This is a genomic window from Pseudoalteromonas sp. CF6-2 (assembly GCF_021729425.1).
In the GTDB taxonomy this organism is placed as follows: Bacteria; Pseudomonadota; Gammaproteobacteria; order Enterobacterales; family Alteromonadaceae; genus Pseudoalteromonas; species Pseudoalteromonas arabiensis.
This window is the reverse complement of the sequence record NZ_CP091443.1, coordinates 486,095-512,778: the sequence shown is the minus strand read 5'-3', so window position 1 is coordinate 512,778 and position 26,684 is coordinate 486,095. Positions and strand designations below refer to the sequence as shown.

Genomic DNA, 26,684 nt, shown 5'->3' with positions numbered 1-26,684 from the left:
CAATGAACCAGTTTTGTATTGTTATTCCAAATTATAATCACACCCATGCTATCGCTGCGGTACTTGATGAGCTAAAGGCATTACAATTGCCGATTATTATGGTTGATGATGGCAGTGACGAAAGTGTGAAACAAGTATTTTCAGCACTTGACGCCGAGTACGATTTTTTAACTTTGCTCACCCATGCTCAAAATCAAGGTAAGGGCGGTGCTGTTCAAACCGGTTTAATGTATGCACATAAGCACGGCTTTAGTCATGCGATTCAAGTTGATGCGGACGGTCAGCACTCGTTAGCAGATATTAGTAGGTTGATAGAATTGAGTAATGAGTCACCCAACAATGTGATCAGTGGCTGCCCTATTTATGATAGCTCTGTGCCAAAACACCGTTATTTGAGTCGCTACATTACTCATTTTTGGGTGTGGGTTGAAACTTTAAGCTTTGATATTGTTGATTGTATGTGTGGCTTTCGTGTTTATCCACTTTCGGCTGTTGAAGATTTAATGTCTAAACAGACGTTAGGCAAACGCATGGACTTTGATATCGAAATTTTAGTTAGATTATATTGGCAAGGTGTGAAGGTTACTTTCTTGCCAACGCAGGTGATCTACCCCGAAAATGGCGTATCTCACTTTCGAGCCTTACATGATAACGTGGGTATTTCTTGGCTGCATACGCGTTTATTCTTCGGCATGTTACTGCGTTCACCTAAGCTACTTTGGCGTAAGGTGGTTGGCTGATGGCTGTTAAGCACTGGTCTAAAATGCAAGAGCGTGGCAATTGGCTCGGTATGCAAATTTTATTAATTTGCTATCGTGTTTTTGGCCGTTCAGGCTTATGGTTCGTATTGTTTCCAGTTGTGTTTTATTTGTTTTTAACAGGTAAAACAGCTCGTGAAGCATCTTATGCATTTTTAACTCAAGCACGTAAGGTAAATGGTAACCATAAAGCGGTTACATGGCGTGACAGCTTTCGCCACTTTCGTTCTTTTGCTGACAGTGCGTTTGATAAAATTGATGCTTGGCTTGGCCGTATTCAGCAAAGCGATATTATCTATACTAATGAGGCATTATTTAAAGAGCTTGACGAGCAACAGCAAGGGGCTATTTTTATTGGCTCACATTTGGGTAATTTAGAAGTCTGTCGTGCGCTTAGTCAGCATCGCTATCGTAAAGTCATCAATGTATTGGTATTTACTCATCATGCGGTCGAATTTAACAAATTACTAAAAAGTATAAACCCTGATGTAGGCATTAACTTAATTCAAGTCACTGATCTTGGACCGGATATGGCGATTATGCTCAAAGATAAAGTAGAGCAAGGCGAAATCGTTGTCATTGTAGGAGATAGAACCAGTACTACAACAGCCGGACGTGTGGTTGAGGCTGACTTTTTAGGAAAACCAGCGCCATTTTCACAGGGCCCTTTTATACTCGCTGCGTTATTAGATTGCCCTGTTTTTCACTTGTTCTGTTTAAAAGATAAATTAGCCGGTGGAAAGAGAGTTTATCGGGTGGTATTTGAAAAATACGCAGACAAACTAGCGCTGCCACGTAAAACTAGACAGCAAACATTACAAAAAATTGTGAGCGATTATGCACAAAGGTTGAGTTATTACGCAGCTGCCTATCCATATCAATGGTTTAATTTTTATGATTTTTGGCAAAATGACGAGCAAGTGTCTCGTGACCAAAACAAGGAGAACTAAAGTGTCAGAGTACACGACTACATTATTTGGTGAGCAACGTTTATCGATTGAAGATATTGTTCATATTGCCTTACAACAAAGGGCTGTTGCATTAACTTCAGATCACCAATTTGCCAAAAAAATCGACAGTGCCGTAGCATTTTTAGATAAACTCTTAGAAGACGATGGCGTAATTTATGGTGTCACCACAGGTTATGGTGACTCGGTGACTGTAAAAGTACCCCTTGATTTGGTTAATGAACTACCTCTTCACCTAACTCGATTTCATGGTTGTGGTCTAGGCAATACATTTAACTTAACGCAAGGACGCGCTATTTTAGCGACTCGCCTAGCATCACTGTCGCAAGGATACTCAGGCGTTAGCTGGGATATGCTCAATTTATTACGTGATTTTTTAAATCACAATATCGTGCCAGTTATTCCCGAAGAAGGTTCTGTGGGTGCCAGTGGTGACCTCACACCGCTTTCTTATGTCGCTGGCGCAATGGTGGGAGAGCGTGATGTATATTACAAAGGCGAAATTAAAAACAGTTTAGCGGTTATGCAATCTCTTGGCTTAAAACCATTAACGCTTCGCCCTAAAGAAGGGCTTGCGGTGATGAATGGTACCGCAGTAATGACTGCTTTAGCATGCCTTGCTTTCGATAGAGCCGATTACCTTGCTAAATTAACCAGCCGAATTACAGCGCTTGCCAGTCTTGCTTTAAAAGGTAATAGTCATCATTTTGATGATATTTTGTTTTCGGTAAAACCTCACCCAGGTCAACAGCAAGTGGCTGCGTGGATCCGTGGTGACTTAAACCATGTAGAGCACCCACGTAATGCTGACCGCTTACAAGATAGATACTCAATCCGCTGTGCACCACATGTCATTGGTGTATTACAAGATAGCCTACCTTGGTTTAGGCAAATGATCGAGAATGAGCTTAATTCGGCGAATGATAACCCAATCATCGATGGTGAAGGTGAGCACGTACTGCATGGCGGTCATTTCTATGGTGGCCACATTGCAATGGTAATGGATAGCATGAAAACGGCGGTGGCTAATTTAGCTGACTTAGCAGACAGACAAATCGCTTCACTTGTCGATACTCGTTATAACAATGGTTTAGCTTCAAACTTGTCAGCAAGTACAGATGAACGTCGTTATATTAATCATGGTTTTAAAGCGGTGCAAATTGGTGCCAGTGCCTATACCGCTGAGGCATTAAAGTTGACCATGCCTGCCAGTGTGTTTTCGCGCTCAACCGAATGTCATAATCAAGACAAAGTAAGCATGGGAACTATTGCGGCACGTGATTGTTTACGTGTACTGCAGTTAACCGAACAAGTGGTTGCCAGTACATTGTTAGCGTGTATTCAAGGTTTACGTTTGCGTATTAATAACGGTGAGCTTGACTACGCAAGCTTAACCCCAGAAGTGCAGAGTATGTATCAAGACATTAGTGAGTTTTTCCCACAGCTTGATGAAGATCGCCCACTTGAGGCGGTGTTACGTTTTACCGTTGATGCTATTCAAACTAAACGTTGGAGTTTATATGCATAGTCGTGGCTCTTTATTGAGTACTTATGTAGAAATTGAAATCCCTTTTCATGATTGTGATCCTATGAACGTGGTATGGCATGGTAATTACCCACGTTATTTAGAGGTGGCACGTTGCGAATTGCTGCGTTTATTTGATTATGATTACGGGCAAATGCAGGAGTCTGGCTATGCGTGGCCAATTATTGATATGCATATTAAATATGTGGGTTCTGCATTGTTTACGCAAAAGATACGGATTGATGCATATTTGAAAGAATATGAAACGCGATTACGTATTGATTATATTATCAGCGATGTTGCGACGGGCAAAAAGTTAACGAAAGCGACGACTATTCAGGTGGCGGTTGATATAGAAAACAAAGAGATGCAATTTGTATCACCGCCTGTACTGCATGAGAAATTACAAAAGGTGATCTAATGCGAATGAGCATTTTTCTACTATGTAGTATGTTTTTTATAACGCCAGCTCTTGCTAAGAATGTGATAGAGCATGGCTCATTCAGCCAAGAAAAACACTTTAAGGGCTTTAGCAAGCCCTTTATTTCAAAAGGCATTTTTGAACTTAATGAAGAGGGCTTAACGTGGCAAGTGCAATCACCGGTAAAAAGCACTTTATTTATTAAACAGGGTCAAGTATATACTCTTGACAGTCAAGGAAACGAACAATTACAAAAAGGGGCTGAGCCCTATGTGAGCCTGCTACGAGCAATTTTAAAACACGACAGAGCGGCGTTAGCAGAGCAATTTACAATAAATAAAAGCGTTGAGCCTAATTGCGAAATCCTCTTGCCTAACCAAGCATTGCTAAAACACGTTTTTAGTCAGTTTGAACTTTGTTTTGATGCTAATAAGGTGACTACCGTGCGCTTACAAGAGCCAAATGAGAATTTTACCTTATTGCGTTTCTCATATACTGAAAATGAGCAGCAAAAGTGAAAGCGTGGGCAATTACATTATCTTGGCTAACTTTACTCACTGTTATGTTAGTTGTTGTTTTTGCGGTAAAACAACCAGCTTTAAATAATGACATTTTAGCCTTGCTGCCCAAGTCGGAGCCAAGGTTACAACAGGTAGAAGAGCACTTTTTTTCAGCAAACAAGCAACAACTGAGCTTTTCGTTTAGCGGTGAAAATAATACCCAAGCTTATGACGAAATGGTGAGTTGGTTAGCTGGCAAAAACATTCAACCGCGCTTTACACTGCCGAAGATTGAGACCCTTGCCCATTTTTATGGCCAATACGCAGGTTACTTGTTGGCACCCGAGTACCAACAAAGCCTACGTGAACCTAGAGTTTTCGAGCAGTATTATTTGGGGCAATTGAGCCAAATTGCTGATCCCTTTGTATCTAGCACTATCAATCAAGATCCTACGCTTAGTACCGCAAGTTTTTTGAGGCATGTTTTAGCCAATATACAACAATTTGAATTACAAGATGGCCGAATAACAGCTAACTACCAAGGCGAAGATTACTTACTTTTGTTTGTTCACAGCACGAATAATGCCTTTTCGATTAATAAGGCAATCGCTTTAAATGATGAAATATTAACTAAACTTACCCAATTAGAAAGTCAGTACCCAAATACAACCGTCCATTATTCAGGGGCTTTATTTCATACCGCTGCAAATGCTAAACAAGCAAAATTTGAAATGACTTTATTTGGCTCCTTGAGCTTAATTGCACTGTTCATAATGGTTGTGTGGGTATTTAGATCAGTGAATGCATTGTGGCTTGCATCGGTGACTGTGGTCAGTGCTGCACTTGGTGGCTCGATAGTGCTCGTTAGCTTATTTAATCAGATCCATGTACTGACGCTTGTATTTGCGGTCACACTGATTGGCATTGCTATTGATTATGCATTTCATGGCATGCTTGATTTAACGCAGCATAAAAGCGGTTTTAGTCGTGGACTCAAGCTTGCGTTAGCGCTCTCTTTACTGACTACGACTATGGGGTATGCAAGTTTATTTTTCTCGCCCGTTCAGCTGTTAACTCAAGTCGGTGTATTTGTTGTTGCAGGGCTTGTTACTGCTTGGTTTAGCACGCGATTTTTACTACCCCACTGGCAAAACAGGTTAGCAGTGAGTCAAAGTGCTAATCATCTTACTTCATCTCTTAGCAAGCAATTACAGAAGGTAAACGAGTATAAAACAGCACTAATAATAGGACTACTAGTGCTGTTAAGTGTATTTACACTACTTAAACCTCCAGTAGTAAATGATGATGTAAAACTATTAAATGCAAGCCCAAAAGCATTGATGGATAACGAAGCACTGCACATGACGTTGTTAGGAAAAGACAATGGCCAGATAATGATTTTATTTGCTGAAAATGCACAGCAACTTTTAGAAAAGCAAGAAACGTTAAAAAGCAAAATTAATGAGTATAAAGGCAAGGCTGTGATGCTCAGTGATCTTGTACCAAGTACTCATAGACAACGCGAGAATAAAGCGGATTTATTAACCCATCAAGCTGCTATAAATATCGTTAGCCAAATGACCGCCAATCCCGTGCAGTTTAGCCAGTCGACCTTAACTTTAGAGAGCGCACTTGATTCAGCACTAGCACCACTGATACATAATCAAGTGTTTATAAACAACTCATTTGTGGCCAGTTGGTTCATGGTAACTGGCATTGAAAAACAGCAATTAAAGCAGTGGGCAGCCGCCGACAGCGATTTAATTGTGTATGATAAAGTTGCGCTGATCACTGAGGGGCTGAGTCATTACTCACAGTCATTATTAGTCACATTACTGATTGCTATGACCTTCGCTGTTTTGTTATTTACCTTTAAGTTTGGGTTTAAAACTGCATGCAAACAAGGCTTGATACTCGCTTTAACTTTAACCGCAGTACTATTGTTGTGCAGTTTGATACAAAGCCAATTATCGATTTTTAACTTATTGGGCTGTTTATTGATTTTAGCGTTAGCAATTGATTACCTCGTATTTTATCAAATCAATAAACTGGTACCGAGTAATGTTTTGGCAATTAGTTTGTCAGCAGCATCATCAATGTGGGTATTTGGTATGCTCGCAGTGTCAAAAACCCCCGCTATTTTTAGCTTTGGTTTAACGGTTTTAGTGGGGCTAATGTGTATTTATATACTCGCACCACTTAGTGTTGCATTACCTAATAATAAGGAAAAATAATAGGTGAATACGCAAATTCAACAGGCAGATGTGATTATCATTGGTGCGGGTCCATCAGGAGCCGTGGCAGCCAGTTTATTGGTTAAAAAAGGGTGGCGTGTTGTGGTATTGGAGCAACAAGTTTTCCCTCGCTTTTCGATAGGTGAAAGCTTGTTACCCCAATGCATGCGCTTTTTAGCTGAAGCAAACCTTGAAGAGGCAGTGCAGTCGCAGGCTCAAGATTTAGGTTTTCAGTTTAAAAACGGCGCGGCGTTTCAGCGCCGTGGCCAGCATACACATATCGACTTTACAGAAAAATTCAGTGCGGGCCCAAGCACAACGTTTCAAGTTAAACGTGCTGATTTTGATAAATGCTTGGCGGATGGTGCGATGCAACAGGGGGCAGAAATTCGCTATCAACATAGTGTATCAGCTTACACGGATTGTGAAGATGGTGCTCTACTTAGCGTTATTGATGAAAATCAGCAAAGGTATCAAATTAAAGGTCGATTTGTGCTCGATGCCAGTGGCTTTGGTCGAGTGTTACCAAGACTACTTGACTTAGAAACACCGTCAAACTTTCCGGTGCGCTGGGCTTTTTTCAGTCATTTTAAGGATAATATTCGCGACGAGCAGTTTGACCGCGAGAAAATACTCATTAATATTCACCCCGAATTTAAAGATATTTGGTATTGGCTTATTCCATTTAGCGATGGCACAGCAAGCATCGGTGTGGTTGGCAAACCGAGTCAGTTTGAGCAGCAAGAACCGTTAACTTGCTTAAATCAGCTTATTGAACAAGATGCTTACTTAAGTAAATTACTGGCAAATCGTGTCGTAAAGGGTGAGGCGCGTGCCATTAAAGGTTATTCAGCGAATGTGTCGTCTTTATATGGTGAGCATTTTGCGTTACTGGGGAATGCGGGGGAGTTTTTAGATCCTGTTTTTTCATCTGGTGTCACTATCGCTTTAAAATCAGCTTCATTGGTGGCTCCTTTGGTTGATAGCTATTTACGGGGTGAGAAAGTTGATTTTGAAAAGCAGTACAGCATCCCTTTGCAACAAGGCGTCAATTGCTTTAGAACCTATGTGAGTGCTTGGTATAATGGTTCATTTCAGGATGTCATTTTTTATAGTGAACAAAATCAACAAATACGCGAAATGATCAGTGCCATTTTAGCGGGTTATGCGTGGGATCTTGATAACCCATTTGTTAAACAAAGCGATAAACGTTTAAACACCTTGGTCGAGTTATGTCAGCAATAATGCGTTATATCATTGTAATTTGTAGCTTATTTTTAGTTAGCTGTGCCAGTGAGTATGCAGTTAAAACAGGGCTTGATCTTGCACCTCACGCAGGTATCTATCTATCGGATCCGCCTGTTTCTCTAGACGTTGATAATTGGCAGCAAGTGCTTACAGTAAAACATAATACAGAACAACATACTCTGTTAGCGCAGTTAAATTTGAGCAGTGAAACGGGTATAAATTTAGTCGTAATGACGGTGCAAGGCATGCCAATTTTTCAACTCGAAAAAGCGCCATTAGGAGCGGTCAAAAGTGAAAAAATGTTGCCGATTAGTGGGGTTGATCCACGCTATATTTTAGCTGACATTATGCTTGTGCATTGGCCTATAGATGTACTTAATGCACAGCTTTATGGCCTAGTAATTGATGAGCAAGGGACAACACGACGCCTTTACCAAGGAAAACGGCTGATCAGCGAAATTCAATTTTTAGACAGTCAAACCAAGCTTGTTAACTACGAGCGAGACTACTCAATAATTTTTCAAAGGGTTAATTAATTATGCCATTTTGGCTAAATGACTTAGGAATTGTTAGCGCGATGGGCGTAGGGCAAGAGCAAACTATGCAAAGTGTGTGTGCTCAGCCTAAGCAAACACTAACAGAAGTTACTTCACTGGCATTTGAAAAGCGACCTACCTGTGTGGGGTTAGTCAATGAGATACCTTTATCTGAATCGATGCGTTTTTATAAGTTAATTGACTTAGCCCTTGCACAGTTATCCGATACTTTAGCAAAAATCACGTCCCCAAATGAACGTATTGCAGTGGTAATCGGTACCAGTACAGCTGCCATACAAGAGGGCGAAAGAGCCAGAAAAGTACAAGCTGAAAGTGGGCAGTGGCCAAGCCAATTTGATTATTATGATCAAGCTTTAGTTGCACCCGCTGCCTATATCGCAAAAAAGCTAAATGCATCAGGGCCAAATTACAGTATTTCTACAGCCTGTAGTTCAAGCGCAAAAGCGATGATAAGTGCTCGCGCTTTATTGAGTGCGGATATAGCAGATGTGGTGATATGTGGTGGGGTAGACAGTCTTTGCCAGCTTACAATTAACGGTTTTGATTCACTGTCTTCAATCAGTGATGATATCTGTAAGCCATTTAGTAAGGATAGGAAAGGCATCAATATTGGTGAAGCTGCGGCGTTCTTCGTAATGAGTAAAGAAAAGCTGAGTGATCACAGTGTTGCTTTTCTAGGTGGAGGAGAGAGCTCTGATGCCCATCATATCTCAGCGCCTATTCCTGATGGTTCAGGCGCTATAGCAGCAATGAAAGCTGCATTGAATGAGGCAGGTATTAACCCCTCAGATATTCAATACATTAATGCGCATGGCACCGCAACACCGCAAAATGATGCCATGGAGTCACTTGCAATCAATGATGTGTTTGGCAACAATACGCCAGTCAGTTCGTCAAAACATCTGACGGGTCATACATTAGGTGCTGCCGGTGCGCTAGAGGCAGGCCTTTGCTGGTTGTACTTAGCTTATCCTGAATTTACGAGTATGGTGTTTAATCAAATCGAAACTGACGAAACACTAGCTGATATTGGCCTGATAACTCAGCCTACACACGTAAAGGTTAGCCATTGTTTATCAAATTCATTTGCCTTTGGTGGCAATAATGTCAGTGTAGTACTAGGACATCTGAATGAAGAATTATAAAATTGAGCAGGTTGTACCTCATAGTGCGCCTATGATTTTGCTCAATCGTCTTGCCAATTATACTGAAGAGAGTGCTTGTTGTGAGGTAGATATTAGCCCTCAGAGTCCATTTTACAACACGTCTTTACACGGGGTTGCCAGTTATATTGGTTGTGAATATATGGCACAAACCATTGCCGCATATGCGGGTGCGCTGGCAAAAGATAAAGGGAACGATGTACAAATAGGTTTTCTAATTGGTACGCGTAAATACCAAACCTATGCACCGATCTTTGAAAAAGGGCAAACGCTTAAGGTAACGGTTACACAGTTGTATCAAGAAGAGTCAGGATTAAGTGTCTTTGAGTGTCAAATTCACCACAACGAAACGCTATTAGCAGAAGCAAAAATCAATGTGTTTCAGCCACAAGATCCAATGCAGTTTATAAGAGAAAGTTAATGACAAAACGTATTTTAGTGACAGGCTCTAGCCGTGGTATAGGTAAAGCAATCGCATTACGATTAGCAGGCGACGGCTTTGATATTGCCGTACATTGCCGAAGCGGTTTGGCTGAAGCTAAACAAACGTGCGACGAGATTATCGCATTGGGTCGGCATGCCAGTTTATTACAATTTGATGTATGTGACAGAGCATTAGCAAAAGAACAAATAGAATCAGATATTGCTGAGCATGGTGCCTACTACGGTGTGATCTGTAATGCTGGGATAACCAATGATATGGCATTTCCAGCGATGCAGGGCGATGATTGGGATAAAGTAATTCGCACAGGGCTTGATGGTTTTTACAATGTGGTTCATCCAACCGTGATGCCTATGGTGCAAACACGTAAGGGGGGACGTATTGTTACGATGGCATCTGTATCGGGGATTGCCGGTAACCGTGGTCAGGTTAACTATAGCGCGGCGAAAGCGGGTATTATTGGTGCCACAAAAGCATTATCGCTAGAGCTTGCTAAGCGTAAAATTACCGTCAATTGTGTGGCTCCTGGTTTAATTGAAACGGCAATGACAGATGATTTACCTGTCGATGAAATGCTAAAAATGATTCCATTGAAGCGTATGGGCGCGGTGAGCGAAGTGGCTGGCACGGTTTCTTTTTTATGCTCTGAAGATGCCGCGTATATTACTCGACAAGTTATCTCAGTTAACGGTGGAATGGTGTAATGAAGCGCGTTGTTGTTACAGGTATGTCCGCAATTACTGCACTCGGTGATACTTGGGGTGAGTTTAAAGGTGCGCTTAAAAAAGGTGAGAACGCAGTTCAATACATGTCGCAATGGGATTGTGCTGCTGATTTAAATACACGTTTAGCTGCGCCTGTAACGCACTTTACAAAGCCTAGTCATTATAAGCGTAAGCAAGTACGCTCAATGGGCCGCGTTGCTATGATGTCTACGCGCACCACTGAACTTGCACTTGAACAGGCTGGACTTTTAGAGCACCCAAGTTTAACCGATGGTTCTACGGGCATCGCTTTTGGCTCATCAACGGGGTCAACACCGCCGCTACTTGCTTTTGCAAACATGATGCGAACAGGCGAAATGACGGGGGTGACAGCAACGAGTTATATTCAAATGATGGCACATACTGCACCGGTCAATGTTGGTGTGTTTTTTGGCTTAAAAGGGCGTGTTATTACAACGAGCTCAGCGTGTACATCAGGCTCACAAGGCATTGGTTATGCATATGAAGCAATTAAGTATGGACGTCAAAAAGTGATGGTAGCGGGTGGTGCTGAAGAGCTATGTATTACCGAAGCGGCTGTATTTGATACATTATATGCCACCAGTACTAAAAATGATGCCGCGAAAACAACTCCCCGTCCTTTTGACCAAGATAGAGATGGTCTTGTGATCGGTGAAGGGGCAGGGACATTAATTTTAGAAGAATATGAACACGCAATTGCGCGTGGTGCAGCTATTTACGCTGAACTAGTTGGTTTTGGTTGTAATTCAGATGGTCAGCATGTAACCCAACCAACTGCTGATACAATGCAAGTGGCCATTGATATGGCAATGACCGATGCCAATCTTACCGCAGATGATATTGGTTATATCAATGCCCATGGTACATCAACAGACAAAGGCGATATTGCTGAGTCTCATGCAACTTATAATGCGCTTGGTAAAAAGCCGATTAGTTCACTAAAAAGCTACTTAGGACATACATTAGGAGCCTGTGGTGCGATTGAAGCGTGGGCAAGTATTAATATGATGAATGATGGTTGGTTTGCACCGACTATCAATTTGAGTCAAGTTGATAGTCAATGTGCAGACCTTGATTACATAAAAGGTCGTGGCCGAGACATACAAACTAATTACATAATGAGTAACAATTTTGCATTTGGTGGCATTAATACTTCGCTGATTTTTAAGAAGTGGCAGGCATAACCTACTGCAATGTTAAATGAGATTTATCGACAACATCGAACTGTATGCAAGTCTTAGTGAAACAGAATAACAACAACTCTATTTCACTAAAGCGTGCATGGAAACGACACAAAAGGAACTTTAAATGAAATTAATTATTACCACTTTGGCTCTTATCGGTTGTTTATTTTCTGCTAATAGCGCTGCGCGCGATGATCTGCAAACACTACCAGTTGAAGCATTATTGCAAACAACGAAAGCAAAAAATGCGCTGCTTGATATTCCTCTTTATTTTGCCAGTCAAAGTCATAGCAAAATCAAAAGCAGTTATGGTGAAGTGATAACAAATAAAAAAACCAATGCGTTTAACAAAAGTGACCGCGAAGCATGTGAGTGGGTAATGTTAAGTGCGCTTAAGGCTCTACAAGAGCGTGCTAAACGTGAAGGCATGAATGCAGTCGTGAATATTCAATCTTATTATAAAAAGCGCGAGTTTGTGAGTGAGACTGAATATCAGTGTGGTGCGGGTACTTTTATCGCTGGCGTAGCATTAAAAGGCACTTTAGTTAAGTTATAACTAACTAAAACCATTTTTTTTCTGTATAATTTGCGACCCTTGATAAGATGGCCGCAGGTTATACAGCATGAATTTTAAATCATTTAGTTTTTCTTCTGAGATTCTTCAGGCGTTAGAAGAACTTAATTTCCAAACGCTTACTCCCGTACAACGTACTGCTATTCCTGCAATAAGAAAAGGCAAAGATGTACTTGTCAGTGCGCAAACTGGTACGGGTAAAACAGCTGCTTTTGCACTGCCTCTTATTCAAAAGCTGTCAGAGACCACACTGAGTGATAATAATGCGCCGAGTGCCTTAGTGCTTGCGCCAACTCGTGAACTTGCAGAGCAAATTGCCAATAACTTTAAAGCATTTGCAAAATACACTGAGTTAAAAACAGTGTGTTTATTTGGTGGAATTAACCTAGCCGGCCAAGCAAATGCTCTTAAAGCAGGTGTTGACATTGTCGTAGCAACCCCTGGGCGTTTATTAGATCAATTACGTTTAGGTAATATCAGCTTAGCAAGTGTTAAACACCTTGTACTTGATGAAGCTGACCGCATGCTCGACATGGGCTTTATTAATGACATGCAAACAGTCATTAATGGCTGTGATGAAGCACGTCAAATTTTACTGTTTTCGGCGACTTTTCCTGCCGCAATTAAGCAGTTTGCAAGTAAAGTACTTAAGCAACCTGAAATTATCCATGTTGATCAAACGAACAGTACAGCCGAAACCGTTCAGCACGTAGTTTATCCAGTAGAAGAGCGCCGTAAACAAGAGTTGTTGTCAGAGCTTATTGGTAAGAAAAATTGGCAACAGGTTTTGGTTTTCGTAAACATGAAAGAAACCGCCGATGAGCTTGTTAAAGAGCTAAACCTAGATGGTATTCCTGCGGTTGTATGTCATGGCGATAAAACCCAAGGCAATCGCCGTCGTGCATTACGTGAATTTAAAGAGGGTAAAGTTCGCGTATTAGTTGCAACTGAGGTGGCAGCCCGCGGTATTGATATAGAAGGCTTACCACGTGTTATTAATATTGACCTGCCTTGGCTTGCTGAAGATTATGTACATCGTATCGGTCGTACAGGCCGTGCTGGTAAACCAGGACAAGCTATCTCATTCGTTAGCCGTGAAGAAGAAAATACCCTATTCGATATCGAAAAGTTAATCGGCCAGCGCATTAAACGCATAGTGTTACCCGGCTATGAAGTGAGTAATCGTGATGTATTGATTGATAAAATTGGTAAAAAGCCCGCGCATCTACGCCGTAGTCGTACAAATAAGCCGTCTGGTCAGGCGACAGGCGAAGCACGTGCTAAAAATCGCTCGCGTATTGCCAATGTACGTAAGTCCTTAAAAGGCGGAAAACTAAGCTTAAAAAAATAACTAATTGAATTTTAGTTAATTTTGAAAGGCCCTGTCGCGAATACGCTACGGGGCTTTTTGTTACCTATTCAAAACTAATAAAAATTACTTATTTGTTAATTTTTATAGACAAAATCATTAACAATTCTACCTCGTTGAATTACAATCGCTTTTCGAAAAGCTCAAATGGCGTGAAGGTCACGCTTGTATTTAAATGGATGTTTATGCAGTACGTAAGAAAAATAATTACCCGTGCTATTCTACCTGGCATTTTTTTTAGCCTTGCACATGTACCCCTCAAAGCTGTTGCTTATGATAAAGTCGAATTTTCATTAGCTCATATCAATGAGTCTATTCGTGTCGACGGTGTCATGGACGAAGCACATTGGCAGCACGCAACTAAGATACCTCTTAAATATCAAAACGAACCCAATGAAAAAGGTGAGCCACCTGTACAAACTGATGCTTATATGTATGAAGATGGTAAGTATTTGTATGTTGGATTTGTTGCCAAAGATAATGATCCTAGTCAAATTCGTGCAGCACTTCGGGACCGTGATACGCTGTGGCAAGATGACAATGTGGCCTTAATGATCGATACCTTTAACGACGAGCGTACAGGGTATGAGTTTTATGTAAATCCACTTGGTGCTCAAGGGGATATGCGTATGACAGACACTGATGATTGGGCTGAAGACCCTTCATGGGATGCAATTTGGGATAGTGCAGGGCAGATCACTGAAAACGGCTATGTGGTGGAAATGCGAATTCCTTTTACTGCATTACGCTTTCCTAAAAACCAAGAGCAATTGACATGGAGCTTTGCTGTTTGGCGTAACTACCCGCGAGACGTATTTTATCAAATGTCGAATGTCGGTTTTGACCGTGATGTTAAGTGCAGTTTTTGTCAATTTGATAAATTAACTGGTTTTAGAAATATGAGTGAGAGTAAAAATATTCAGCTCACACCGACATTAACAGCACTTCGCCATGATACAAAAGACACTGTGCCAGGAGATTGGCAAAATGGAGATATCGACACTGAGGCTGGCCTTGATTTACGTTGGGGTGTGACTCAAGATGCGGTCATTAACGCTACAATTAACCCTGATTTTTCGCAAGTTGAGGCTGACTCACTTGAGCTTGATGTGAATACCACTTATTCAATTTACTACGCCGAAAAACGTCCATTCTTCTTAGATGGTGCGTCTTATTTTGACACTAACCAACTTGAATTACTGTATACACGTACCATTGCAGAGCCAGAAGTCGGTGTTAAGTTAACAGGTAAAACAGGGACGCACAGCTATGGCTTTATGTATGCGGATGATGAAAATACCAGCGTTTTGCTACCGACTAACCAAGGCTCTGGTTTTGCCAATCTTGGTGATAAAACACATTCAGCTGTAGGACGTTATCAACTTGATATAGGCCAAAAGGGGACGATTGGGGTGATGACAACACACCGTGAAAGTGGTGATTATCACAACACAGTTTTATCCCTTGATGGTAGTTATTGGTTTAATCAAACGGATAGCCTTCAATATCAAGCTGTAACAACAGACACTAAGAACTCTGATTATTTAGTTGATGTGTATGGTCTTGAAAAAAATCAATCAGACCAAGCCTACAATATTGAGTTTAGCCGCAATAAACGTGATTACGAGCTTTACGCAAACTATGAAAATATAGGCAAAGATTACCGCTCTGACTTAGGTTATCAAGCAAAGGCTGACTATGAGCAAGTTCAACTAGGTGGAGGTCAAACTTGGTATCGTGACGCCGAGGATGCAATTACTGAGTACAGTTATAATGCTGAGTGGGATAAAACGTGGGCGCAAAATGGTGATTTACTCGAAGAAGAGTACGATGGCTTTATTACTTTTAAAGGCAAAATGCAGTCACAAACAGAAATTGGTTTTATTCACCGTAATGAGTTTTATGCTGGTGAGTTCTTTAATCAAAATATTGGCTATATCTACGGTGGTTTTAGGCCAATTCGTGACGTGCGTTTCTTATTGTATGCGCAATACGGTAGCAAAATAGATTATAGCAATGCCGCCCTTGGTACTATGGTACGAATTGAGCCAGAAATGACATGGGACATTAACGACCATTGGCAAGTCCAATTAGAGCACAGTTACAGCTATTTAGATAACGAACAAAACGACCGTGTTTATACCGCTAACTTAACGGATTTGCGAGTTTATTATAAATTTAATATGCGCTCGATGCTTAAACTCGTTTTACAATTTGAAGATGTGGATCGAAATCATGAAGCTTATCTTTATGATGTAAGCCAAACGAATCGTGACTATGGTAGTCAACTGGTCTATTCCTACAAAATTAATGCCCAAACTTTATTTTACTTAGGCTACTCAGATAGAGGGTATGAGGATGACTCTCTTAAAGGGCTAGAAAGAGACCAACGAACCTTTTTTACAAAGTTAAGTTATGCGTGGCAGCTTTAGTTTCAGTTAAAAATTGGTCAGCTTAGGGCTGACCAATTTCTTCGTTTACTTTACTTCTTACAACCCCTTCAAGGCTTTTTAAGCCCCATTGCTTTCCAATCTCGACAGCTTCATCAATTGGCTGTTTTAAGGTAATAGCATTGTAAAGCGCAACAAGTGCACCAACACGGTTGCTGCTAGCACAATGCAACAAGGTTGTTTGCTGTTGATGTTCATTGAGCAAACTTTGTAGCTTAGTGGCATTTTCAATCGTAATATCAGCTTTCGATTGCACAGGAATATGGTAATAATTCATGCCAAGCTCGGTGACTAAATCTTGCTCAGACCAATTAGTTTCGTTATCCCCACGTAGGTTAATGATATTTTTAACTCCCAGCTCTTTTAATTTTGCAAAATCGGTTTGATTCGGCTGACCTGAGGTCAATACATACTCAGATTGAGCTTTCAGGTTATAAATATCTAGCTCTGTGGTGATTGTTTGTGTTGCTAATACTGAAAATGACAGCATTGAGGCTAATACTAACTGTATGAACTTATTCATATTATTCCTTCAAATGTGTTTAATTTTTACTGTAGACGGTTTTACCACGGCTGATGGTTTCTAACACGTGTAAGTTATGAAGCTCTGCAGGCTTTATTTTTAAAGGGTTATTATCAAGGATAATTAAATCCGCTTGCATCCCTTGTTTTAATTGCCCTTTTGAGGTTTCTTCAAAGTGTTGATACGCAGGCCATATTGTCATTGCTTGCAATGCAGTATACACAGAAACCCGTTGCTCAGGACCTAATACTTGATCAGTACGAGTTGTGCGGTTAACCGTTGCATCTAATACGCGAAGAGCATTGGGCAGTGCCACTGGCGCATCATGATGGGTGCTAAACATTAGCCCTTGCTTGCGAACCGCATGGGTTGGTGAAATAAAATCTGCACGGGGGTGACCAAGCACCGAGTTTACATGCCAGTCGCCCCAATAAAAGGTATGCATTGGGAAGAGTGATGGAAAAACGCCTAACTCTTTAAGGCGGTTAACTTGGTCCTGACGAATTGTTTGACCATGAATGAGCACAGGGCGACGGTCTTTTTTGCCAAGCTTGTTATTCGCATTTTCAACAGCATTTAAAAATTGTTCAATGGCGGCATCACCATTCGCATGGGTCATAACTTGCCAGCCATTAGCGAAGGCTGTTTCAACATATTTATAGGCTTGCTCATCGCTAAAAGTAGGGTAGCCTGCATAACCCTGCTCTTGGCCTTCAGGGGCTTTTAAATAAGGATGAGTTAACCACGCAGTTTTACCTTGCGGTGAGCCATCAAAATTTAGTTTTACCCCACCGATGCGAAAATGGTTGGTGTAGTCTTTACTATTATAAGTTGAGTTCATGAAACTACTACTCGTAGCCATATCCGCATAAGCAACCACATCAATCACGAATTTATTCGCTTTTGATGCCCTTACCATTGAATCATAAGCTTCTTGGGTTGCACGGCCTTCTTGCGCCGTTGTGTAGCCGTATTTGGTATACATTTTTTGGCCTTCTTCAAGCATCATGTCTTGTAACTCAGGATCAAAAGATTGCATGAGTTTAAACAATAAAGCAAAGTGTGCGTTTTCTTCGAGTACACCATTTGGTTCTTGTGAGTTAGGCATTCGGCGTATCAGTCCGCCATCAGGATTTTTAGTGCTGGCATCAATGCCAGCCATGCTTAATGCTTTACTGTTTGCAACACTTAAGTGGCCTGAGGTATGAATTATAATTACAGGTTTATCTGTACTAACTAGGTCTAAATCCATTTTAGTTGGATACCTATCAAGCTCAGCATCATCGTAACCAAAGCCTAAAATTGCTCCTGTTTTTTCGATAAATGTAGTGTAGTCAGGGTTATGTTGTGCTGCTTTTAGGATGTTGACGATTTGCTCAACGCTATTGGCATCACCATCTGGGCTAGGTAGAACATTAGCGACCATGGCTTGCAAGCCAACACCATATACATGGCTATGGCCATCTACAAAACCAGGCATTAAAGTTTTACCCTGCAGATCAATGAGCTTTGTTTTGCCAAGCTTATATTCAAGTGCTTTATCTTTATTACCCACAAAGATAATTTTTTCACCTTTTGTTGCGATTGCTTGTGCGTACTCTGGTTTATCATCGGTCATAGTAAGAATATCACCACCATAATAAATAGCATCTGCATAGCTAACTTGCAGTGGCAGAGTTTTAGCTGTTTGCACAGGGGCTTTATCACAGGCCGTTAAGGCGAGTAATGAACAAGCGAGTGTGAGGTGATAATTCATGTGTAGCGTCCTTGTTTATTAATTATGTCTTTGAGCAATATAAGAATATAGTCTGTTTATATAGATTGTGTTTAAAAAATGGGCTTAAATTTGATTGAAGTCAAACTCGATTGTCGAAGCTGCTAACTGATTCTTACTATAAAGCTGAGTGCCACAGGATAATTACACAGGCAAAAAAGCCAAGCGAGTGCTTGGCTTTTTTCTTCAGAAGAGGTGCTTACTTAAGGCTGATAATAAATCGGTGATTCAGGGCCCACAGGTAATCCCAGTACAAATACCCATAAGTAGAATAACGCGACCCAACCAACAAAGAATATCATGCTGTAAGGAAGCATGGTCGCAACCAATGTACCAATACCCATGTCTTTCTTATATTTAGTTGCAACAGCTAGTATCAATCCAAAGTAACTCATCATTGGAGTAATAAGGTTTGTTACCGAGTCACCAATTCGATACGCTGCTTGAATAGTCTCCGGTGCGTAGCCTATAAGCATTAACATTGGTACGAAGATTGGTGCAGTGACAGCCCACTGTGCTGATGAAGAACCCAAGCTTAAGTTTACTAGCGCACACATTAAAATGAATAGCACGAAAACTTCAGGACCAGTTAGGTTTAGCGCTTGTAATAGAGCAGCGCCGTTAATAGCTAAAATTGTGCCTAAGTTGGTCCATTTAAAGAAGGCAACGAACTGTGCTGCAAAGAATACCAGCACAATGTACATCCCCATCGAGCTCATGCTTTTACTCATGGCATCGATGACATCTTTATCGTTTTTCATGGTGCCAACAACACGGCCGTAAACAAACCCTGGGATACCGAAAGTCACAAAGATAAATACTACAATGCCTTTTAAAAATGGCGAGTGTGCTACAAGGCCTGTTTCTGGGTTGCGTAAAATGCCGTCGTCAGGAACAATTGTCCATGCAAGTAATAATGAAACCACTAACAATGAAACACCAGCCCACTTAAGGCCTGACTTTTCTTTATCGGTTAAACCGGCAATATCATTTTTTGGCAAATCATTACTAGCTTCTTCTGGGTTGTATTTGCCAAGCCGCGGCTCAACGATTTTCTCAGTAACGAGAGTACCCAAAATAGCGATTAAAAATACTGAAATCATCATGAAATACCAGTTAGCTTCAGCGCCAACTTGGTAGTTCGGATCAATCATTTGTGCAGCGGGCGTAGTGATACCAGCCAGCAAAGGGTCAATGGTGCCTAGTAATAAGTTAGCGCTGTACCCACCTGAAACACCCGCAAATGCGGCAGCAAGACCCGCAAGCGGATGACGGCCAAGGCTGTGAAAGATCATTGCAGCGAGTGGAATAAGTACTACGTAGCCAAGCTCTGATGCCGTATTTGATAAAATCGCAGCAAACACCACCATAAAGGTAACTAGGCGTTTAGATGCACCCATTACCATGCCACGCATAGCTGCAGAGAGTAAACCTGAGTGCTCTGCAACACTGACGCCCAATAAAGCAACCAGTACCGTACCAAGTGGCGCAAAGCTGGTAAAGTTAGTCACAAGCCCTGTAACGATACGTTGTAGGCCTTCGGCACTGAGTAAGCTGACAACCTCAATTACACCATCAGGGTCGCGACCGGCAGCACCTTCTGGGCGTGGGTCGATGGCACTTAGGCCAAACCAATCGGCAATACCACTGAATACGATGATCGCAACACAGAACATTGCAAATAATGTAATAGGGTGGGGTAACATATTCCCCAGAAATTCAACGGTGGCTAAAAATCGGTTAAATAACCCATTGTTACCACCCTCATGGGTGTTGTGAGAGTTTATTGTTTTTGACATGTCCAGTTCTCGTATTTTCAAAATGGCGCTAACCTAGCATTTTTTACCGGACAGATCATGTTTTAGCGGTGGGAATCGTTCTAACTACGCTCAATGACACCCTTATATAGCAAGGGGTAGCGGCGCAAACGTTTACCAATATAATCATCAGCTAGAATTTGCGCGCAAATTTGCTCTACATCATTGCTTGCTTCAAACACCCAATCAAAGCGCTCAATAGCGAGCAGAAAACCACGCTTAAGAAACTGTTGCTCACGATAGTAACTCAGATTATCGCGGATGATATCTAACTTATCAGGATTACTTTTAAGTTCATTAATAACCTCATTGATAAATACAGTCTGTTGTTTTGACTCAGCTTTTACCCGTCGTTTCATTATGTATTCATAGTTCCTTTTCTGCGATATAAAGCACTTTCTTTAAAAAGTCCTCTTTATTTTTTTCGTGTTGATAGTCAAGGTGATAGGTATTGTGAAAACCAAAGCGCAGTAATACACCGCTGCCTTTTAGATATACTGTATAGCCATCGATATCTGAAAAAGCGCAAATACCTTCATAGAGTTTACCGTCTTCGTGATCTTCACCGTGTTGAATAATTTTCTCATACACAGAAAGAATTAATTTACCGTCTAACTCGTTTTTCATGATGACTCCTTTTTGGTGTAATACGTTTACTATCTATAAAAAGTTTAGTGCTATTCTTAATGTTTTGAGTGTTAATAAGCTTTACTTTGCGATAAATCATTAAAATGACATTAGCATGTCTGATGTCGAAAATTTACAATCCTTTGGCTTACCTTACGCTTAAGCTACGTTTTATTTGAGGATCGCACAATGAAATATAAGTTTTTTCCTTTGGTGCTGCTAACAGGCTTGTTGCTTGTTAGCCAAAGAATATCGGCGAATACAGCCCCCCTTGTTTTAGAAAATGAAGCAGGGCAAATTGTTAAACTTGGCAGTTACTTAGGCAAGAAACCAGTTTACTTAAAGTTTTGGGCTACGTGGTGCAAGCCATGTATGGAGCAGATGCCGCATTTTCAGCATGCTTATGAGCAATATGGCGATAAAATTCAATTTGTAGCTATTAATATCGACCTCAATGATGATGCACACGCTGTTGCTGAGGTTAAAGAGCGTTTCTCACTTAGTATGCCACTATTTACGGATCACACAGGCCAAGTTGCGAAACATTATGAATTTATGGGCACCCCTTTTCATGTGTTAATTGATAGCGATGAGAAAGTGATTTTTCAAGGCCACGAAGCCGATAAGCCGCTTGATAACACATTACGTTTGTTATCACACAATGGCAAAGTTGAAAAAGCACGACTGCTTAGCGAAAAACAAGGCCAAGCGACTCCATTGACTATTCCGAAAAAAGGCAAAAAAGCAGTGCTATTCACCGCAACGTGGTGCGACTGGTACTTAGCCGACACTCGCCCTGCTATGGCAAAGCAATGTGTATTAGCACAGCAACATGTTAATAAATTGACAGAGCAAGGAATTGATGTGGAAGTTAAAGTGAGCCAGCTGTGGACCGATCAAAGTGCAGTGCAAGAATATGTTGATAAATTCTCTGCAAGTATGCCGGTTTCAATCGATTATGGTAACGATTTATTTCTCGAAAATGGCATTAATTCGGTACCAACTTTACTTATCTACAACGATGGAAAGTTAGCCACTACACAGGCTAAATTTTAGCTAAAAACCGATTAATTTAGCTTTGTAATTATACAAATTTAGCCTATGCTCTAGGCTCATTACACAGTGAGCCTAGAGCATGATAGATAAGGCATTATTAGCAAAAACACGCGAGTTATCTGACCGATTAATCGCACTGCAAACACCCATTCGTATTCTTGATGCGATCAATTGGGATAAACAGATCAAAGAAGAGTTTTTTAAGCATAAATGCCAGAAAAACCCAACGGTTGATCAAGCTTATTACCAGCAACGTGATCTTGGTTTTGTACCAAGTGAGTTACGCCGTGCGTTTTCTGATTTAAATCGCGATATCATCAGCCAGTTAGGGCAACTCAATCCGATAGCCCAATACATGAGCAAGATGTGTACTGAATATAAAACTGTACTTAGTATGATTGAGTATCGTGGCACGCCTGAATTTCATGATCTTTCTGTTGAACTATTTGGTCATCCAAAAGATTTATTCCATGCTGGAGAGCCTTCACTTGCTGAGCTTGCCACCATGCTTGAGCAGCCGCTAAAGAGTATGCTCGATGCCGATATATTACCTGATGATCCCAAAAATATTGATGCAGAAGATGCGGTTAAAATTTTAGCATCGCAAGTGGCTCAAACAATGCCGGGTATCGATGTTGAGGTCATTCTGAGCGACGGTATTGTTAGTGATGCGGCAGCAGGTGCAAACAACATTAAACTTAATCAAGATGTTAAGTTTTCACAGCGGGAGCTTGATATTCTTGAAGTGCATGAAGGCTGGATCCATGTGGGGACGACCCAAAACGGTCTTGCGCAGCCTTATTTAACTTGTTTAAGTAAAGGCACACCGAGCTCTACGGTTACCCAAGAAGGCCTTGCGGTGTTGACCGAAATTATTACCTTAAAGTCGACGCCTCGACGTTTAGCAAAATTAGTTAACCGTATTCAAGGGATTACCAAGGTTATTGATGGCGCTGAATTTGTAGACATTTATCGTGACTATGTAGCACAAGGCTTGAGCAAGGACGACAGCTACACACTCACTCAACGCGTGTTTAGAGGAAGTACAGCAACAGGCTTACCTTTTACAAAAGATATTGCCTATATTAAAGGTTTCGTGTTGGTGTATAACCTAATACGAGTTGCCATTCAGTTAGGCCGAATTGATCAATTGCACTTGCTATTGGTTGGTAAAATCTCAATAGACGATTTCAGACTGATATCACAATTGCATGATTTAGGTGTGATTGAAGACCCTAAATTTATTCCGCCACACTTTAAAGACTTGCGAGGCCTAGCAACGTGGCTGAGCTTTGGTCGTTTTATTGGCAACTTGTCGTTTGAGCAATTAGAAAACGATTACAAACCATTGTTTATTTGATCTATTTAAATGTGGAGTGGCGATAATTTATTTAGCTCCACACTCTCAAGTGATTATTTAATTCAAACTACAAAAATTTTTGTTAACTTTATGTACCAAAAAGTCATTTCAAGCATAAAGTGATACCTAATTCATTCTGATTTTTCCCTCGAAAATCTTTTTAGTAAACCTCATATTTACAATTTTTATATTGTTTTGTTATCAGGAACAAAAGGTGTTTTTATAGATGTTGTTGAATATAGTGTGTTTTTTTCTTAATGAAATGTTATCAGAAAGTTTCAATAAACACTTGTATATACCACGTGTTAATGGTAAAAATATTTTGTTACATCGAAAGTGCGAAAGTAACTAAAATAATAATTCAGGGAAAATTATGATACATAAAAACAACATATTCAAAAAAGCGGCTTTATGCGTTGCCGTTTGCTCATCTTTAACACTTTACAGTGCGCAGTCACTAGCAAGTAACGTTGATGGTGCAATTAAAGGGGTAGTAACACAGCAACAAGGCGATGCACCAATTGCCGGTGCAACTGTTACTATTACGAACGAGACAAATGGTTTCACGAAAACGCTTATCGTAGACTCTAGAGGTCAGTTCAACTTAAATTCAATTCCTGTAGGTGTTTACAATATCCGCATTGAAAAAAGTGGTTATCAAACATCTGAACTTAAAGACGTAACAATCGGAATTGGTAAAGTTGCAGCGCTTGAAGTAGAGATGATAGAGGGTAACTTAGAGGTTATTTCTGTAACGGGTAGCCGAATTGCTCGCGTTGATACAACAAGCTCAGAGGCTTCTTTCAATATTTCTGCTGATGAACTAAACCGTTTACCAGTTGCGCCTGATATCACATCAGTAGCATTACTTGCTCCAGGTGTTAACTTAGGTGATTCTCGTTTCGAAGATGCGAAAGGTAACTCACTTGCAAGCTTTGGTGGTGCATCTCAAGCTGAAAACGTTTATTACGTGAACGGTCTCAACATGACAAACTTCCGTAATGGTGTTGGTGGTGCGACTATTCCTTTCTTAGCTTATGAATCTTTCCAAGTTAAAACGGGTGGTTACTCAGCTGAATTTGGTCGCTCAACAGGTGGTGTAGTAAGCTCTGTAACTAAATCGGGTACTAATGAGTTTAAATTTGGTCTACAACATAGACAAGATCTTGGCTCGCTATACGGTGACCGCCCTAGTTCGTATTATCAAGCCGATGACTGTCAACAGAAAGTTGTAAACGGTGACATAGTTGAGACCTGTGCTAACCGTGTTGGTGACGTTATTGTTGATAATAGCCGTGATGCGCGTGAAACAAGCAAAACAGATATTTTTGCAAGTGGTGCTCTAATTGAAGATACATTATTCTTCTATGGTCTTTATGAAATGCGTGATAATGAATACGAAGATCTTATCAATCGTGGTAACGGTATGCGTATTCGTAAGGATGATGACCCTTATTACTTGGCACGTTTAGATTGGAATATTAATGAAGATCACTCTTTATCTGCATGGATGTTCAAAGACGAAAGTACTCTTGCGACTACTGATTACGACTTGGATGCAGATGGCAATATCATCAAAGACACGGCTCTAAATTCTGAAACCTTGTCTGGTGGTAAAAGCTGGTCTGTTCGTTATAACGGTAACATCACAGATTATTTATCAATCTCTGCAATGGCAGGTAAAGTTGAGTTTACGGATACTACAACAGCTGATGGCGCAGATTGTCCAGTAATTTATGACCTTTCATCTGGTCAAAACTTAGGTTGTTGGGCGTCTTTTACTATTGAAGATAATAGTGACGAACGTAAGCAATATCGTTTTGACGTTGACTGGTTAGTAACAGACAATCACAACTTGCGTTTCGGTTACGACGCTGAGAAAAATACATCAACGAGTGTTGTAAACCTTTCTGGTGATATCTACTACGCATACCAAAACTATGAAGCAGGTGCTGTATTACCAAATGGTTATACAATCCAAGAGTCTGGTCGTTATGTTCGTGTACGTAACTATGAAGTTGGTGGCGAATTTGATATCAACAATGAAGCGTTCTACATTGAAGATGTTTGGAATGTAAATGATCAACTAACTCTAAACATCGGTTTCCGTTGGGAAAGTTTCGAAAACTTAAATGCTGACGGTGAAACATTCGTTGAAATGAGCAATCAGTTTGCTCCTCGTTTAGGTATCGCATACGACATCTTTGCAGATGGTGAGCATAAAGTATTTGCCAATGCAGGTCGTTATCATTTACCAGTAGCATCAAATACTAACGTTCGTTTAGCAGGTGCAGAGCTTTATACACATGACTATTACCAAATTGACAGCATCGGCTCAGATGATGTTCCACAATTAGGTGGTAAGCTTGGTGACACAGTTGTATTTGGTGACGGTACAGCACCTAGCCCTGTAAGTGTTCGTTCTTCAAACCTTGAAGCAATGTATCAAGATGAATTCATCATTGGTTATCAAGGTATGATCAATGAAGACTGGTCAGCAGGTATCAAATATACTCGTCGCGAACTTAAGAGTGTAATTGATGATGCGAGTGCAGAAAAAGCATTTGAAAGCATCGGTATTGATGATGATCATTTCTTATTGCTTAACCCAGGTAAAGGCGCATCTTTCCAATATGACGCTGACGGTGACGGTGTTTTAGAAGACTATAACTTCACAGCTGAACAGCTAGGTTACCCAGAAGCAAAACGTAACTACAACGCTGTTGACTTAATGCTTGAAAGAGCATGGGATGGTCAATGGATGCTTAAAGCGAACTACACATGGTCACAAAGCTATGGTAATGCGGAAGGTTACGTTAAATCTGATAACGGTCAGGATGATGCTGGTCTAACAACAGACTGGGATTACCCATACCTAATGGACGGCGCTAATGGTTACTTACCTAATGACCGTCGCCATTCACTGAAAATCTTTGGTTCATATGCGATATCAGACAATCTAATCGTTGGTATGAATACGCGTCTAACTTCAGGCCGTCCTCGTAACGCACTGGGTGCTGGTTACTACCCAGACCAAGGAAGCTATCACTATGGTGATACTTACTATGTAGGTGACACTAAATTCTCACGTGGTAGCTTTGGTAGAACTCCTTGGACTGCGACAGTAGATGTTAACTTCAAGTATGACCTTAGCTACTTAGACGTATTTGATTCTGCTTTCGTATCTCTTCAAATTGAAAACTTGTTCGATGCGAGCAATGTAACTAACTATGAAGAGGTTGCTGAATCGGAAGCTGCATTCAATGGTAATGCACAGTTCGGTTCACCAGTTTCTTGGCAGACACCACGTACTGTTGAAATGGTTTTCAACATGACGTTCTAAAAACTTAAGCTTATTGCTTGATTTTTAAACAGAAAGCGCCTACTT

At 40.8% G+C, this 26,684-nt stretch carries 23 protein-coding genes; 18 read left to right on the top strand and 5 right to left on the bottom strand.

Annotated features, from left to right (window positions below):
- Positions 1 to 2: 2 nt before the first annotated feature.
- From L3Q70_RS18985 to L3Q70_RS18915, 15 genes are all read left to right on the top strand, one after another.
- Entirely contained in the window at positions 3 to 740 is a 738-nt protein-coding gene (locus L3Q70_RS18985) for a glycosyltransferase family 2 protein (RefSeq protein ID WP_237115336.1), read from the top strand.
- A complete protein-coding gene (locus L3Q70_RS18980) occupies positions 740 to 1,708 on the top strand; it encodes an acyltransferase (protein WP_237115335.1) in 969 nt (322 codons plus the stop codon). The genes L3Q70_RS18985 and L3Q70_RS18980 overlap by 1 nt, the downstream gene beginning before the upstream one ends.
- A gap of 1 nt (position 1,709) precedes the next feature.
- On the top strand, positions 1,710 to 3,254 hold the full coding sequence (locus L3Q70_RS18975; protein WP_237115334.1) for an aromatic amino acid ammonia-lyase: 1,545 nt from the start codon (positions 1,710 to 1,712) through the stop codon (positions 3,252 to 3,254).
- Entirely contained in the window at positions 3,247 to 3,672 is a 426-nt protein-coding gene (locus tag L3Q70_RS18970; protein ID WP_062567131.1) for an acyl-CoA thioesterase, read from the top strand. Before L3Q70_RS18975 ends, L3Q70_RS18970 begins: the two co-directional genes overlap by 8 nt.
- Positions 3,673 to 3,677: 5 nt before the next feature.
- Positions 3,678 to 4,190, top strand: coding sequence for an outer-membrane lipoprotein carrier protein LolA (locus tag L3Q70_RS18965; RefSeq protein ID WP_167346326.1), 513 nt, complete (start codon positions 3,678 to 3,680; stop codon positions 4,188 to 4,190).
- Positions 4,187 to 6,406, top strand: coding sequence for a transporter (locus L3Q70_RS18960; protein ID WP_237115333.1), 2,220 nt, complete (start codon positions 4,187 to 4,189; stop codon positions 6,404 to 6,406). Before L3Q70_RS18965 ends, L3Q70_RS18960 begins: the two co-directional genes overlap by 4 nt.
- A 3-nt stretch (positions 6,407 to 6,409) precedes the next feature.
- Entirely contained in the window at positions 6,410 to 7,651 is a 1,242-nt protein-coding gene (locus L3Q70_RS18955) for an NAD(P)/FAD-dependent oxidoreductase (protein ID WP_237115332.1), read from the top strand.
- The gene (locus L3Q70_RS18950; RefSeq protein ID WP_237115331.1) at positions 7,639 to 8,190 is read left to right on the top strand and encodes a DUF3261 domain-containing protein; all 552 of its coding nucleotides are present in this window, start codon (positions 7,639 to 7,641) and stop codon (positions 8,188 to 8,190) included. Before L3Q70_RS18955 ends, L3Q70_RS18950 begins: the two co-directional genes overlap by 13 nt.
- A gap of 2 nt (positions 8,191 to 8,192) precedes the next feature.
- Positions 8,193 to 9,356, top strand: coding sequence for a beta-ketoacyl-ACP synthase (locus L3Q70_RS18945; protein ID WP_237115330.1), 1,164 nt, complete (start codon positions 8,193 to 8,195; stop codon positions 9,354 to 9,356).
- On the top strand, positions 9,343 to 9,795 hold the full coding sequence (locus L3Q70_RS18940) for a hotdog family protein (RefSeq protein ID WP_237115329.1): 453 nt from the start codon (positions 9,343 to 9,345) through the stop codon (positions 9,793 to 9,795). The genes L3Q70_RS18945 and L3Q70_RS18940 overlap by 14 nt, the downstream gene beginning before the upstream one ends.
- On the top strand, positions 9,795 to 10,520 hold the full coding sequence (fabG, locus tag L3Q70_RS18935; protein ID WP_062567124.1) for a 3-oxoacyl-ACP reductase FabG: 726 nt from the start codon (positions 9,795 to 9,797) through the stop codon (positions 10,518 to 10,520). The genes L3Q70_RS18940 and fabG overlap by 1 nt, the downstream gene beginning before the upstream one ends.
- Positions 10,520 to 11,746 carry a beta-ketoacyl-ACP synthase gene (locus L3Q70_RS18930; RefSeq protein WP_237115328.1) on the top strand — a complete coding sequence of 409 codons (1,227 nt, stop codon included), beginning with the start codon at positions 10,520 to 10,522 and terminating at the stop codon, positions 11,744 to 11,746. Before fabG ends, L3Q70_RS18930 begins: the two co-directional genes overlap by 1 nt.
- A 124-nt stretch (positions 11,747 to 11,870) precedes the next feature.
- A complete protein-coding gene (locus L3Q70_RS18925; RefSeq protein ID WP_062567122.1) occupies positions 11,871 to 12,302 on the top strand; it encodes a hypothetical protein in 432 nt (143 codons plus the stop codon).
- 67 nt (positions 12,303 to 12,369) lie between these two features.
- Complete coding sequence (locus tag L3Q70_RS18920) at positions 12,370 to 13,671, top strand: DEAD/DEAH box helicase (protein WP_237115327.1); 1,302 nt, start codon at positions 12,370 to 12,372, stop codon at positions 13,669 to 13,671.
- A 197-nt stretch (positions 13,672 to 13,868) separates the two neighbouring features.
- Entirely contained in the window at positions 13,869 to 16,121 is a 2,253-nt protein-coding gene (locus L3Q70_RS18915; protein WP_237115711.1) for a carbohydrate binding family 9 domain-containing protein, read from the top strand.
- Between the two features lie 22 nt (positions 16,122 to 16,143).
- Here L3Q70_RS18915 and L3Q70_RS18910 read toward each other — a convergent pair whose 3' ends face one another.
- From L3Q70_RS18910 to L3Q70_RS18890, 5 genes are all read right to left on the bottom strand, one after another.
- A complete protein-coding gene (locus tag L3Q70_RS18910) occupies positions 16,144 to 16,662 on the bottom strand; it encodes a protein tyrosine phosphatase family protein (protein WP_062567120.1) in 519 nt (172 codons plus the stop codon).
- A gap of 19 nt (positions 16,663 to 16,681) precedes the next feature.
- A complete protein-coding gene (locus L3Q70_RS18905) occupies positions 16,682 to 18,418 on the bottom strand; it encodes an amidohydrolase (RefSeq protein ID WP_237115326.1) in 1,737 nt (578 codons plus the stop codon).
- A gap of 221 nt (positions 18,419 to 18,639) precedes the next feature.
- Positions 18,640 to 20,235: an AbgT family transporter gene (locus L3Q70_RS18900; protein ID WP_062567118.1), complete on the bottom strand. Its 1,596-nt coding sequence runs from the start codon at positions 20,233 to 20,235 to the stop codon at positions 18,640 to 18,642.
- 80 nt (positions 20,236 to 20,315) lie between these two features.
- Positions 20,316 to 20,612, bottom strand: a complete 297-nt coding sequence (locus L3Q70_RS18895) for a hypothetical protein (RefSeq protein WP_237115325.1) — start codon at positions 20,610 to 20,612, stop codon at positions 20,316 to 20,318.
- A gap of 7 nt (positions 20,613 to 20,619) precedes the next feature.
- Positions 20,620 to 20,880 (bottom strand): DUF3081 domain-containing protein, encoded by a 261-nt coding sequence (locus tag L3Q70_RS18890; RefSeq protein ID WP_062567116.1) that lies wholly within the window; start codon positions 20,878 to 20,880, stop codon positions 20,620 to 20,622.
- Between the two features lie 189 nt (positions 20,881 to 21,069).
- Between L3Q70_RS18890 and L3Q70_RS18885 the strand changes: the two genes are divergently transcribed.
- The 3 genes from L3Q70_RS18885 to L3Q70_RS18875 all read left to right on the top strand — a co-directional run bounded on the left by L3Q70_RS18885 (position 21,070) and on the right by L3Q70_RS18875 (position 26,639).
- Positions 21,070 to 21,936: a redoxin family protein gene (locus tag L3Q70_RS18885; RefSeq protein ID WP_237115324.1), complete on the top strand. Its 867-nt coding sequence runs from the start codon at positions 21,070 to 21,072 to the stop codon at positions 21,934 to 21,936.
- A 79-nt stretch (positions 21,937 to 22,015) separates the two neighbouring features.
- Positions 22,016 to 23,296 carry a flavohemoglobin expression-modulating QEGLA motif protein gene (locus L3Q70_RS18880; protein ID WP_237115323.1) on the top strand — a complete coding sequence of 427 codons (1,281 nt, stop codon included), beginning with the start codon at positions 22,016 to 22,018 and terminating at the stop codon, positions 23,294 to 23,296.
- A gap of 373 nt (positions 23,297 to 23,669) precedes the next feature.
- A complete protein-coding gene (locus L3Q70_RS18875; RefSeq protein ID WP_237115322.1) occupies positions 23,670 to 26,639 on the top strand; it encodes a TonB-dependent receptor in 2,970 nt (989 codons plus the stop codon).
- The last annotated feature ends 45 nt before the right edge of the window (positions 26,640 to 26,684 follow it).

Coding starts and splice junctions, on each gene's coding strand:
- L3Q70_RS18885 (WP_237115324.1), top strand. CDS start 21,070: ATGAAATATAAGTTTTTTCCTTTGGTGCTGCTAACAGGCTTGTTGCTT.
- L3Q70_RS18950 (WP_237115331.1), top strand. CDS start 7,639: ATGTCAGCAATAATGCGTTATATCATTGTAATTTGTAGCTTATTTTTA.
- L3Q70_RS18895 (WP_237115325.1), bottom strand. CDS start 20,612: ATGAAACGACGGGTAAAAGCTGAGTCAAAACAACAGACTGTATTTATC.
- L3Q70_RS18900 (WP_062567118.1), bottom strand. CDS start 20,235: ATGTCAAAAACAATAAACTCTCACAACACCCATGAGGGTGGTAACAAT.
- L3Q70_RS18980 (WP_237115335.1), top strand. CDS start 740: ATGGCTGTTAAGCACTGGTCTAAAATGCAAGAGCGTGGCAATTGGCTC.
- L3Q70_RS18940 (WP_237115329.1), top strand. CDS start 9,343: ATGAAGAATTATAAAATTGAGCAGGTTGTACCTCATAGTGCGCCTATG.
- L3Q70_RS18965 (WP_167346326.1), top strand. CDS start 3,678: ATGAGCATTTTTCTACTATGTAGTATGTTTTTTATAACGCCAGCTCTT.
- L3Q70_RS18985 (WP_237115336.1), top strand. CDS start 3: ATGAACCAGTTTTGTATTGTTATTCCAAATTATAATCACACCCATGCT.
- L3Q70_RS18945 (WP_237115330.1), top strand. CDS start 8,193: ATGCCATTTTGGCTAAATGACTTAGGAATTGTTAGCGCGATGGGCGTA.
- L3Q70_RS18920 (WP_237115327.1), top strand. CDS start 12,370: ATGAATTTTAAATCATTTAGTTTTTCTTCTGAGATTCTTCAGGCGTTA.
- L3Q70_RS18925 (WP_062567122.1), top strand. CDS start 11,871: ATGAAATTAATTATTACCACTTTGGCTCTTATCGGTTGTTTATTTTCT.
- L3Q70_RS18890 (WP_062567116.1), bottom strand. CDS start 20,880: ATGAAAAACGAGTTAGACGGTAAATTAATTCTTTCTGTGTATGAGAAA.
- L3Q70_RS18930 (WP_237115328.1), top strand. CDS start 10,520: ATGAAGCGCGTTGTTGTTACAGGTATGTCCGCAATTACTGCACTCGGT.
- L3Q70_RS18915 (WP_237115711.1), top strand. CDS start 13,869: ATGTTTATGCAGTACGTAAGAAAAATAATTACCCGTGCTATTCTACCT.
- L3Q70_RS18905 (WP_237115326.1), bottom strand. CDS start 18,418: ATGAATTATCACCTCACACTCGCTTGTTCATTACTCGCCTTAACGGCC.
- fabG (WP_062567124.1), top strand. CDS start 9,795: ATGACAAAACGTATTTTAGTGACAGGCTCTAGCCGTGGTATAGGTAAA.
- L3Q70_RS18910 (WP_062567120.1), bottom strand. CDS start 16,662: ATGAATAAGTTCATACAGTTAGTATTAGCCTCAATGCTGTCATTTTCA.
- L3Q70_RS18880 (WP_237115323.1), top strand. CDS start 22,016: ATGATAGATAAGGCATTATTAGCAAAAACACGCGAGTTATCTGACCGA.
- L3Q70_RS18875 (WP_237115322.1), top strand. CDS start 23,670: ATGATACATAAAAACAACATATTCAAAAAAGCGGCTTTATGCGTTGCC.
- L3Q70_RS18970 (WP_062567131.1), top strand. CDS start 3,247: ATGCATAGTCGTGGCTCTTTATTGAGTACTTATGTAGAAATTGAAATC.